The organism is Sporosarcina jeotgali, assembly GCF_033304595.1.
Taxonomy (GTDB): Bacteria; Bacillota; Bacilli; order Bacillales_A; family Planococcaceae; genus Sporosarcina; species Sporosarcina jeotgali.
The window spans coordinates 2,270,344-2,281,987 of sequence record NZ_CP116341.1 but is presented as its reverse complement, the minus strand read 5'-3'; the positions used below and the strand labels follow the sequence as shown (position 1 = coordinate 2,281,987).

At 43.4% G+C, this 11,644-nt stretch carries 13 protein-coding genes and 1 tRNA gene; 13 read left to right on the top strand and 1 reads right to left on the bottom strand.

Annotated features, from left to right (window positions below; genetic code table 11):
* Positions 1-82 precede the first annotated feature (82 nt).
* The 7 genes from PGH26_RS11345 (at position 83) to PGH26_RS11315 (ending at position 6,475) form a co-directional block, all read left to right on the top strand.
* On the top strand, positions 83-1,609 hold the full coding sequence (locus tag PGH26_RS11345) for a tetratricopeptide repeat protein (protein WP_323691190.1): 1,527 nt from the start codon (positions 83-85) through the stop codon (positions 1,607-1,609).
* A gap of 106 nt (positions 1,610-1,715) precedes the next feature.
* The gene (gene trxB / locus PGH26_RS11340; RefSeq protein WP_323691189.1) at positions 1,716-2,666 is read left to right on the top strand and encodes a thioredoxin-disulfide reductase; all 951 of its coding nucleotides are present in this window, start codon (positions 1,716-1,718) and stop codon (positions 2,664-2,666) included.
* Positions 2,667-2,878: 212 nt separating this feature from the next.
* Entirely contained in the window at positions 2,879-3,349 is a 471-nt protein-coding gene (locus PGH26_RS11335; RefSeq protein ID WP_323691188.1) for an NUDIX domain-containing protein, read from the top strand.
* A gap of 4 nt (positions 3,350-3,353) precedes the next feature.
* Positions 3,354-4,241 carry an RNase adapter RapZ gene (rapZ, locus tag PGH26_RS11330; RefSeq protein WP_323691187.1) on the top strand — a complete coding sequence of 296 codons (888 nt, stop codon included), beginning with the start codon at positions 3,354-3,356 and terminating at the stop codon, positions 4,239-4,241.
* 4 nt (positions 4,242-4,245) lie between these two features.
* Positions 4,246-5,229: a gluconeogenesis factor YvcK family protein gene (locus tag PGH26_RS11325; protein ID WP_323691186.1), complete on the top strand. Its 984-nt coding sequence runs from the start codon at positions 4,246-4,248 to the stop codon at positions 5,227-5,229.
* A gap of 25 nt (positions 5,230-5,254) precedes the next feature.
* Positions 5,255-6,196 (top strand): DNA-binding protein WhiA, encoded by a 942-nt coding sequence (whiA, locus tag PGH26_RS11320; RefSeq protein WP_323691185.1) that lies wholly within the window; start codon positions 5,255-5,257, stop codon positions 6,194-6,196.
* Between the two features lie 21 nt (positions 6,197-6,217).
* Complete coding sequence (locus PGH26_RS11315; protein WP_323691184.1) at positions 6,218-6,475, top strand: HPr family phosphocarrier protein; 258 nt, start codon at positions 6,218-6,220, stop codon at positions 6,473-6,475.
* A 48-nt stretch (positions 6,476-6,523) separates the two neighbouring features.
* Here the strand turns inward: PGH26_RS11315 and clpP are convergent, their stop codons facing one another.
* Complete coding sequence (clpP, locus tag PGH26_RS11310; protein ID WP_323691183.1) at positions 6,524-7,129, bottom strand: ATP-dependent Clp endopeptidase proteolytic subunit ClpP; 606 nt, start codon at positions 7,127-7,129, stop codon at positions 6,524-6,526.
* A 184-nt stretch (positions 7,130-7,313) separates the two neighbouring features.
* Between clpP and PGH26_RS11305 the strand changes: the two genes are divergently transcribed.
* From PGH26_RS11305 to gap, 6 genes are all read left to right on the top strand, one after another.
* A tRNA-Arg gene (locus PGH26_RS11305) sits at positions 7,314-7,385 on the top strand.
* Between the two features lie 196 nt (positions 7,386-7,581).
* Complete coding sequence (locus tag PGH26_RS11300; protein ID WP_323691182.1) at positions 7,582-8,157, top strand: LemA family protein; 576 nt, start codon at positions 7,582-7,584, stop codon at positions 8,155-8,157.
* Complete coding sequence (locus PGH26_RS11295) at positions 8,157-8,957, top strand: TPM domain-containing protein (protein WP_323691181.1); 801 nt, start codon at positions 8,157-8,159, stop codon at positions 8,955-8,957. The genes PGH26_RS11300 and PGH26_RS11295 overlap by 1 nt, the downstream gene beginning before the upstream one ends.
* 76 nt (positions 8,958-9,033) lie before the next feature.
* Entirely contained in the window at positions 9,034-9,273 is a 240-nt protein-coding gene (locus PGH26_RS11290; RefSeq protein WP_323691180.1) for a glutaredoxin family protein, read from the top strand.
* Between the two features lie 106 nt (positions 9,274-9,379).
* A complete protein-coding gene (locus PGH26_RS11285) occupies positions 9,380-10,435 on the top strand; it encodes a sugar-binding transcriptional regulator (RefSeq protein ID WP_323691179.1) in 1,056 nt (351 codons plus the stop codon).
* A gap of 85 nt (positions 10,436-10,520) precedes the next feature.
* A complete protein-coding gene (gene gap, locus PGH26_RS11280; protein WP_323691178.1) occupies positions 10,521-11,528 on the top strand; it encodes a type I glyceraldehyde-3-phosphate dehydrogenase in 1,008 nt (335 codons plus the stop codon).
* The last annotated feature ends 116 nt before the right edge of the window (positions 11,529-11,644 follow it).

Here is an 11,644-nt window from a genome sequence, read left to right as displayed (position 1 = left end):
AAAAGAAGTTATGGTATACTGTAGACATATTGCAAGAAGGGGCGTCTTAATCGTTCCTTCTTGTTTTTTCGGAGGAATCTGTTTGGATAAAAACGAGCAAAAAAAACCCAATAAAATTATTTCATTTGTCCCAGACGGTGATTTTTACTATGAACGGGCACTGGCGGAAATTCAGAAAGAACAATTTCCGGAGGCTCTGAAATATTTGAAGCGTGCTGTAGAACTTAACCCTAATGATCATCAAATTGTCATGCAATACGGCATTATGGTGATGGAGGAAGGGCGTTTTGAAGAAGCGCTCGATTTATTGATTCAAGCGTATGAATTGGAGCCTGCAGATGGGGATGTGATTTTCTATCTTGCAGAGATTCATGCACATCTAGGGCTATTGCGTGAAGCAAAATTATTTGCGGAAAAATATATGAATGTGGCGCCTGAAGGGGAACTTTCAGAAGAAGCGAAAGAAATCATTGAATTTGCAGAGCAAGAAGCCGCATTTTTAGCAGATGACGAGCCGGCGGACGAGGAAGTTCACTTGCTGCAAGAAAAAGCAAGAAGGTTAATGGAAACTGGCGAGTTTGACAAAGCGGTCTCCGTCTTAGAAGACATCGTTGTGGATTATCCAGAATCTTGGTCTTCGTTTAACAACCTAGCCCTCGCTTATTTTTATAAAGGCGAAACTTCGGATGCCCGTGCATTGTTGTACGACGTATTGCGAAAAGATCAAGGCAATATCCATGCGTTATGTAATCTAGCTGTTTTCTATTACTACGAGGGGGATCAGGAAAAATTACTGCCCCTTACTGAATTACTCGTTAAAATTCGGCCATATCAGTTTGAGAACCGGTACAAATTGGGAGCTACTTTCGCTCTGATTGGTAATCATAAAGAAGCATACCACTGGTTACGCAGCATTCAGAAGAAAGGGTTCGAAGGCGACGCAGGCTTCTTCTTCTGGCTTGCCCATGCGGCTTTCTTTTCAGGGCACAGGCAGCAGGCTGAAACAGCATTTAGCCGTCTGATTGAAATCGACCCTTCAAAAGCTGGTCTGGAACCATGGATAGATGCTAACGAGAATAAAGAAATTGATACATCTGTCTATACACAGGACAAGCAATTCTTACTCGACAAAATCGGCAATGAGTATGTCAGTGAAAGAATGTTCGGCTTCTTTCTTTTAGGGAAGTCCATTCATAAACAAGAAATTATTGCACACCCTGCTTATATAGATGTGGAAAAGCTGGAGGATCTTGAGAAGCTTGTCCTCGCTTCCAGTTTGGATTACCATCTAGTGGAAAAGACAATCGCAGATGAGGCATTCAATCGGGCTATGCAAGCGAGTGAGTTATTATATGCGAAACATAATCCGCTTGACGAAGAGGGCACTCATCTATTTCAAATGTGGTTTACGTTATTTGAAATTGGGATTACAAAGCAGTATCCATTCAAAAATCCAAAAGCGATTGCTGCAGCTGCTGATTACATGTTTCACTCTTCCCGCAACAAAGGCGTCACGAAAACAAATCTGTCAGCATTGTATGAGATAAGTACACCTACCCTCACTAAATATGTAAGCGAATTGTTCGAACTCCTTCCAAACTTCTCTTGAAAAAACTCCCTGTGCATCCATTGCGGATAGTAGGCAGATAAGTTGATGGAAAGATAGAAACCTTATACGATTTGAACAGAAGCAGTTAATTAGAGGAGGAACTAGTATGTCAGCTGAAACTATTTATGACGCGTTAATTATCGGAGCAGGACCTGCTGGTATGACAGCAGCGGTTTATACGGCACGCGCTAATATGACGACTCTTATGTTGGAACGCGGAGTACCAGGCGGCCAAATGGCAAGCACAGAAGAAATTGAAAACTATCCAGGATTCGAATCTATTCTTGGGCCTGAGCTGTCCACTAAAATGTTTGACCACGCAAAACGCTTTGGTGCGGAATATGCGTATGGGGATGTAAAAGAGATTATCGATGGAAAAGAATATAAAACAGTTGTTGCAGGCAACAAAGAGTACAAAGCTCGCTCCATTATTATTACAACGGGTGCGGAATATCGTAAAATGGGCATTCCCGGTGAAACAGAGTTAACAGGCCGAGGAGTAAGTTATTGTGCGGTTTGTGATGGTGCTTTCTTTAAAAACAAAGAAATCATCGTCATTGGCGGCGGTGATTCTGCAGTCGAAGAGGGGACGTACCTTACTCGTTTCGCAAGCAAAGTAACGATTATTCACCGACGCGATGAGCTGCGTGCACAGAAAATCCTTCAACAGCGCGCATTTGCGAATGATAAGATCGACTTCATCTGGAATACAACTGTTAAAGAAGTACACGGTAAAGATGGCAAAATCGATTCAGTGACATTGATTTCAACGGAAGATGGTTCTGAATCTGAGTTTAAAACGCAGGGGATGTTCATCTACATCGGACTTGATCCAATCACTGCACCATTCAAGAATCTTGGTATTTTAGATGAGAATGGGTATATTAAGACGAACGAAGTGATGGAAACTGAAATTCCGGGAATTTTTGCAGCAGGCGATGTGCGTGAAAAACTATTGCGCCAAGTCGTTACAGCAACAGGTGATGGCAGTATCGCAGCGCAGTCTTGTCAAAAGTATGTGGAAGAATTGACCGAATCACTTGAAACTAAAGTGTAAGTGAAAAAACTTTCCTTAACGCAACTTTAACAATTTTGTAACGCTCCTGAAATACTTATCGGTTATACTAAGAGTGTTGATTGACCCCCTATTTTTTTAATAAACTTTTAGGCTGCCGGAGTGAACGATGCCGGCAGCTTCTTTTTGTGTCGTTTTTCGAAGAAATCGATTATACTTATTACTATGTGTACAAAGAGAAGTGAGGAACGCTTATGCAAAGAATTGTAAACTTGCTCGTTGTGAAAGACGGAAAAATGTTATTATTGAAAAAACCGCGAAGAGGCTGGTATGTGGCTCCTGGCGGCAAGATGGATGCAGGTGAGTCCATCATGGAAACGGCTGTCCGCGAATTCACGGAAGAAACTGGTGCAAAGCCCGGTGCCCCTCATCTTAAAGGTGTGTTCACGATGGTCATTCGCAGGGGCGAGGAAGTTGTGGATGAGTGGATGCTGTATACATTCATCGCTCATGATCTAACAGGAACTCCACTCACTGAAACGATTGAAGGAGAGCTTGGCTGGCATCCTGTAGAGGCTTTAAATACGCTGCCAATGGCAGAAGGCGATCGTACGAACTTGTTGTTCGCTGCTTCAAGCCCAGGCATTCAATATGGTACATTTACGTATACTGAGGAATTTGAGCTTCTTGACGAAAAAATTCAAAAGTCTATGGAAGGTGATTGAACCGATGGAGACTGATGTACATTCTGAAGAACTCGAACTGGTCATTATTACAGGTATGTCGGGGGCGGGTAAGTCTGTAGCAATGCAAAGTTTTGAAGATATGGGCTATTACTGCATCGATAATTTACCGCCGGAACTGCTCGTGACATTTCTTGATCTAATGATGAAGTCTGCGGATAAAAAATCAAAAATTGCCGCCGTCATCGATACACGCGGCGGCGGTCTATTCGACGCCCTACTCGATGCAATCGATAATTTAACTCGAATGGATACGGTTTCGACTCGAATTCTTTTCCTGGAAGCGGATGATGAAACACTCGTCAGCCGTTATAAAGAAACGCGGAGATCACATCCTTTAGCCAACGGACGTCAGCCGTTAACCGGCATACAAAAAGAACGAGGGCTCTTAAGTGATGTGAAAGGCCGTGCGCGTTCAATCTTTAACACGTCACGCATGAAGCCAAAACAACTTAGAGACAAAATTATTGCCGAGTTCTCAGTAGGCGAAGGTGAAAATTTCACATTAAATTTCATTTCGTTCGGTTTCAAGCATGGAATGCCAATTGACGCAGACGTCGTATTTGACGTTCGTTTTTTACCGAACCCCTATTATAATGAATCCATGCGTCCGCAAACGGGTCTTGATAAAGATGTCTATGAGTATGTGCTGAAATGGGAAGATACGAAAACATTGATAACAAAACTCTCTGATCTATTCCAGTTTTTAATCCCTCAATATAAGAACGAAGGCAAATCACAAGTCGTAATTGCATTCGGTTGTACAGGGGGACAGCATCGTTCTGTTACTCTGGCGGAATACTTTGGAAATCTATTCAAAGACGACTATACAACCTATGTAACACACCAGCATATCGAAAAAAGAAAGGGCTGACGCTATGGCAACACCCAATAACCGCAAAAAGGTTGTGGTGTTTGGAGGCGGTACAGGTTTGTCGACGCTGCTTCGAGGATTGAAGAAGTACCCAGTCGATTTAACCGCAGTGGTTACAGTTGCGGATGATGGCGGAAGTTCAGGGAGGCTGTTGGATCAGTATGATATCCCGCCTCCCGGTGATGTCCGAAAGGTGATGGCAGCGCTTTCAGATGTTGAACCTCTTATCGAGCAGCTTTTCCAGTACCGTTTTTCAACGAAAGATGATCTCCACGGACACTCACTAGGGAATTTAATGCTCGCAGCGATGACAGACATTACTGGTGACTTTGCCAGTGCGGTTAAGAAAACTGGCCAGGTATTGAACATTAAAGGGAAAGTACTTCCAGCAGCCAATCAGCGGATTACGCTGCATGCAGAGCTGGATGACGGAACGATTGTTACGGGGGAGTCCAAGATTCCAATGTACGCCCGGAAAATCAGACAGGTCTATTTATCCCCGCAAGATGCTAAGCCATTGCCAGAGACATTGAATGCAATTCAGCAGGCAGATTTGATCATCATCGGACCTGGAAGTTTGTATACGAGTATTTTACCTTCCTTGCTTGTACAGGATATTCGGGATGCTGTTCTAAATAGTAAAGCTAGTAAAGTATATGTCGGGAACTTAACAACGCAAAAAGGTGAGACGTACCGGTATACAGCGTCCGAACATGTTGCAGCACTTTATGATCATGTCGGAAAACCTTTCCTGGACGCAGTGTTATTGAATAAGACGGACATCATGCCGCTTTTAACCGAAGCGGGACAGATGGTCACATCTTGGCCAGTGGAACGGGATCTTGAGGAATTGCAAAAGTTAGTGCCTGAAATTTGGCAAGAAGATATTGCGCTCGCTGAGAATGAGCGGGTAATGCACGATGCAGAAAAAGTAGCAGAATGGTTCGTAAATTACATAACAGACGAATCTAAAACCAAACAGACGTGATCGTCACCGGGAAAGGGGAAAGTTCATGTCTTTCGCATCAGAAACAAAAAAAGAATTGACACAAATTGAGGCGGAGGATTGCTGTACAAAAGCAGAAGTTGCAGCGTTCATTCGCATGAATGGGGTCCTATCTTTTTCAAATAAAACCATAAGCTTAGATGTTCAAACAGAAAATGCTGCTATTGCACGAAGACTCTATTCCAATTTAAAAAAGCTGTACACATATAAGGTTGAACTTCTAGTTCGGCGTAAAATGCGGTTAAAGAAAAATAATGTTTATATTTGCAGAATCCGCGAAGGGGCACGCCCCTTGCTGGATGATTTAGATATTTTGACAAATACCTTCCAGTCCAATCAAACCATTTCGCCAACAATCATTCCAAACGATTGTTGTAAACGGGCATACTTGCGTGGAGCATTCCTGGCAGGAGGATCTGTAAATAATCCGGAGACATCTTCATACCACTTGGAAGTCTTTTCGATGTATGCAGAACACTCCGATGCATTAGTCGAGATTATGAATGATTATCAGCTGAATGCGAAATCGATTGAACGCAAAAAAGGGTTCGTTGCCTATTTGAAAGAAGCTGAAAAGATAGCGGATTTCTTGAGTATTATCGGCGCGCACGTTGCACTCATGCGTTTTGAAGACATCCGCATTGTCCGGGATATGAGAAATAGTGTAAATCGGTTAGTAAACTGTGAAACAGCGAATCTCAACAAAACCATCAGTGCCGCGCAGCGCCAAGTAGAGAACATTAAACTCATCCAATCGACCATCGGTTTGGACCAGCTGCCGGACAGGCTTCAGGAGATTGCACATTTGCGAGTGGAGTATCAGGATATTACGCTGAAAGAGTTAGGTGAGATGGTGTCAGGCGGACCTGTGAGTAAATCAGGTGTGAATCACCGTCTGCGTAAAATTGACGAGATCGCAGAAAGTGTTCGAGTTGGCGGAATTACCTAACTAAGGAAGGGGATAGAAGAGATGATTGAAAGAACCGCTGAAGTGAAAATTAAGCCCGGCTTGCAAGCCAGGCAGGCAGCGTTATTTGTACAAGAAGCGAATCGCTACACATCGGACTTATATGTTAAACGAGATGAACGGCAAGTGAATGCAAAGAGTATTATGGGCGTTATGAGTTTAGCGATTGCACAAGGAAGCACAGTTACACTGATTGCCGATGGCAGCGATGAAGAACAAGCCGCTGAAGCGCTGTCAGCGTTTGTGCAAGGGGTAAGCTAACAAAAAGACGCCCCGTAAGTTACGGGACGCCATTCATGGGTGCTGTAATTATTTGCCTTCAGATTCTTTCATATCGCTGCGTGTGATAATGTGGTCGATTAACCCATATTCTTTTGCACGTTCTGCGGTCATGAAATTATCACGGTCTGTATCTTTTTGAATCACTTCGATAGGCTGACCCGTACGCTCAGCAAGAATAGCATTCAGCTTCTCGCGGATGAAGAGGATGTGCTTAGCAGCGATTTCGATTTCAGTCGCTTGACCTTGAGCACCGCCAAGTGGCTGGTGAATCATAACTTCAGCGTTAGGAAGCGCATAGCGTTTTCCTTTGGTACCTGCTGCAAGTAAGAATGATCCCATTGAAGCAGCCATACCGATACAAATCGTCTGGATGTTTGGTTTAATGTATTGCATAGTATCGTAGATGGCCATACCAGCTGTGATGCTGCCACCTGGGCTGTTGATGTAGATAGAGATGTCTTTGTCTGGATCTTCAGATTCAAGGAATAGTAATTGAGCGACGATAGAGTTTGCTACGTTGTCGTCTATTGCACTTCCAAGCATGATGATGCGGTCTTTTAGCAAGCGGGAGTATATATCATACGCACGCTCTCCACGATTCGTTTGTTCGATAACTGTAGGAATTAAGTTCATTTCATTTCCTCCCTTTGATGGTTAAATAGGTCGTATGTTGAAACGGATGTCCGCTCAACCATGACTTTATCATACATAGTATGGTCAACTAAGGTCAAATATAACGCTTTGCAAATATTTGTTGCTTTTAAACTGACCAGCAAGTATACTATAACTTGTCCGCTGCAAATCTACTTTATGCGAAGCCCTCGTGGTGCAATGGATAGCACGCAAGCCTCCGAAGCTTGAAATGTGGGTTCGACTCCCGCCGAGGGCATATAGGTGCTTTATGATACTCACCCGATTGTATGGAATCATACAATCGGGTGAGTTTTTTTATCTATAAAGAAACTTTTTTAACTTTAGTGCGTATAAAGGATAACGAACAAGTTTTGAGTTTCTGGTTTTCAGGGTAAACTTCTGAAAGTGAAGAAGCGAAAAAGCTGAAGCTATTATTGAGGAGGCGGGGAATTTTGAAGAAGTTATTGTTACCGTTAGGAATAATTGTTGCAATTATTGTGATTGCTATTGCGATTTTCTCTGGAAGTTACAATAAATTTGTGACAGCTGAAGAGAACGTTGACCAAGCGTATTCACAAATCGAGACGCAATTACAACGCAGGGTGGATCTTATTCCAAACTTAGTGAATACCGTTAAAGGGTTTGCAAAGCAGGAGAAGGAAGTAATTGGTCAGGTAACCGAAGCGCGTTCTAAATTAGCAGGTGCAAATGGCCCTGAAGATCAAGCGGCTGCTGACTCTGAACTTTCTGGAGCACTTAGTCGATTATTAGTGGTTGTAGAGAATTATCCAGAATTGAAAAGTAATGAAAACTACAGACAGCTTATGGATGAGTTAGCTGGAACTGAAAACAGACTTGCTGTAGCACGTAAGGATTACAATGACGAGGTCGCTTCTTACAACAAACAAGTGAAGCGGTTCCCGGGCAAACTCGTTGCTTCGATGTTTGGATTTGACGAAAAAGAATACTTCAAAGCGGAAGCTGGAGCTGAATCAGCACCAGATGTCGACTTTGGAGCAGATGAGTAATGAGAAAGTCGGCTGTTCGAGCATTTGCCCTGCTTGGCATGCTTTTAGTTTTGCTGACAGCAGTCCAGCCCGCGGTTTATGCGAAAGTGGATGTTGTTCAAGATGAATCAGGTGTTTTGTCTGACAGTCAAATTCAAGAACTGAGGGATTATGGAACTCGGTTACAAAGCGCGACAGGTGCTGAATTTGCTGTGTGGATTGTACCGTCTACACAAGGAAGACCCATTGAAGAGTATTCATTGAATAAATTACGAGAATTTCAACTTGGAGATAAAAAGAAAAATAACGGGGCGCTACTTGTGATGACAACTGAAGCGGACGAAAATGGTGATAAACATATTCGTTTAGAAGTTGGTTATGGATTGGAAGGGGCCCTTCCTGACGGTAAAGTTGGTCGTATTATTGACGAAGTGACCATGCCTTATTTAAAAAATGGGCAACCTGATCAAGCGGTAATTGAAACGTATAAAAATGTTTACAACGAAATAGCAAAAGAGTACGGCCTTGAAGGTGATGAACTTCCCGTCGCATCGTTTGACAACGAGGACGATGAAGGCGGGTTCCCGATCGTCCCCATCATCGTCATCGGTTTCATCCTCATCCAGATTTTCTTTAACTCTGGAAAAGGAGGAGGTTCGGGCGGTTCAGGCGGACCTGGCGGCAGACGCCGAGGTGGCGGTATGGTCTTCTTCCCAGGATCCTTCGGAGGCGGTTCAGGAGGTTCAGGCGGCGGAGGCGGTTTTGGCGGCTTCGGCGGCGGTGGTTCCGGCGGTGGCGGAGGCGCTGGCCGAAGCTGGTAACTTTAAACGATTTACGCAATGCTTGTTGCGTAGATCGTTTTTTCATTTTACACTGGGGTTATATGGAGGGATTTTCATGCATGTGCTATTTTATACGAAACCTGGCTGTCCGCTGTGTGACGAAGCCGAACAGATGATGGAACTTATTCAAGAGGACTATCCCTTGACGTGGGCTACGGTCAATATTGAAGAGGATGATGCAAAACATGAGCAATACGTCTTCATGATCCCTGTTGTGGAAAAAGATGATGAGGTGCTTTGTTCAGGTGTGATAAGTTATATTGATTTAGCTATGCTTTTTGAATCGGAAGTTTAAATTTGAAATTATCGGGAATAGTATGTATACTTGCATTATAAGTTAATATATTTTTTTGACTTCAGTGGGACGTATTTTATCCATCATGGTCAAAAGATGTCCTAAGTTGAAAGGGGGAGTCTCTCTGAAAACGTCTATTGTTGAAGCTCAGGAAAAGTTAGTACCTGAAATGATGGCAACACTGCAACAACGCTATCTTGTGCTAAAGCTGATTAAAACATCCGGGCCAATCGGAAGACGGCCTCTTGCAGACACTGCGGGATTATCTGAACGAGAAACACGCTCGGTAATGGAAGCTCTGAGAGATCAGCAGCTCATTCGTGTTGCAAAAGAAGGAGCGACTGTTACAGCCGATGGCGAAAGTGTATTGCAGCATCTGGGACCGTTAATTGAGCTGCAATATGGAAAGAATGTTCTTGCGAAGCGTATTAAAAGTTATTTTTCCATTCAAGATGTGCACATTGTAAAAGGAGACAGTTCTGAACCAGGCGGCTCGAACGAATTGCTTGGAACTGAAGCTGCATCTGTTTTTGCAGCCCGCATTGGGAATGGACGTGTTGTAGCCGTTACTGGCGGAAGTACCATGGCAGCTATTCCGAAACATCTGAGTTGTTATCCAGGTGCTGAAGAGACAGTATTCATCCCTGCCCGAGGCGGGGTTGGAGATAATATAGGACAGCAGGCAAATGTAATCGCTGCTACATTCGCGCATACGTGCAATGCTTCGTATAAGTCCCTGTATTACCCTGAATCACTGAGTGAAGAAGCACATGCCATTTTCTTGAAAGAACCGAGTGCACAAAAAATGCTCGAACTTTATGAAACGACGGATTGCTTGCTGCATGGCATTGGCGATGCGAAGAAAATGGCAGCACTGCGGGATTCCAACGAGGAAGAGCAGCAATTACTCGATTCTAGAGGCGCAAAAGGTGAAGCGTTCGGATACTACTTTAATGGTTCTGGAGAGATTGTTCATCACCTTCGAACGGTTGGAATTCAGACCGATCACTTGAAACGGATTCCTCTGCTATTAGCAGTGGCCGGCGGCTCGGCAAAAGCAGAAGCGATTCTTTCATATTTGCGGGGTGCCACAAAACAAACTGTTCTGATTACAGATGAAGGTGCCGCAAAAGAAATCGTGAATTTACTAGCAAATGAATAACACCGCATGTTTACAATTGGCCTGCTAAGGAAATTATCCGAAGTATGCCGTCAATATATAACAACAAAACTTGGAGGGATTTTACATGACTGTAAAAATGGCGATTAATGGATTTGGACGTATTGGACGTATTGTAATGAGAGATACATTGGAGCACGAGGACCTTGAAGTTGTAGCAGTAAACGACTTAACTGACGCACCGATGCTTGCGCACTTGTTGAAGTATGATTCAGTTCACGGAATTCTTGATGCAGATATCACTTCGGACGAAAACCATATCATTGTGAATGGCAAAAAGATCCGTGTCTATGCTGAAAAAGATCCAGCTAACTTACCATGGAAAGACCTTGGAGTCGATATCGTTGTTGAAAGTACTGGAGTCTTCCGCGATGCAAAAGGATTACAGAAACACCTTGATGCCGGCGCGAAGAAAGTCATCTTGTCAGCACCTGCTAAAGGCGATGTGAAAACACTTGTTATGGGTGTGAACGAAGAAGAATACGATGCTGCAACAGATCATTACGTATCTAATGCGTCTTGTACAACAAACTGTCTGGCACCAGTCGTTAAAGTGTTGAATGACAAGTTCGGCGTTGAACGCGGTATGATGACAACAATTCACTCATACACAAATGATCAGCGAATTCTTGACTTGCCACACGAAGACTACCGCCGTGCACGTGCTGCAGCTGAGTCTATGATCCCAACAACTACAGGAGCAGCATCTGCTGTAACTAAAGTTATTCCTGAATTGAAAGGAAAACTAGATGGAATGGCTGTACGCGTTCCAACACCAAACGTTTCACTCGTTGACTTTGTTGCTGAGTTGAAAAAAGACGTTTCTGTTGAAGATGTAAACAAAGCGTTGAAAGATGCATCAGAAAACGAATTGAAAGGCTTCCTATTCTACAGCGATCTTCCACTTGTTTCAAAAGACTATAATGGGAACCACGCTTCTTCTACAGTAGATGGTCTATCCACAATGGTACTTGGAGACAACATGGTAAAAGTCATCAGCTGGTATGACAACGAACAAGGATATGCTGCACGCTGTATCGACCTTGCGTTATACATGAACAAAAAAGGACTATAATCACCGATCTTAACCATACATCGGGCACATAAAATCTGGCTTATCAGATTGTGACCGATTATACTTAATAGATGGGCAGGAGGAACGGCATTGCCCGTTTCCTCCTTTTTTTATTA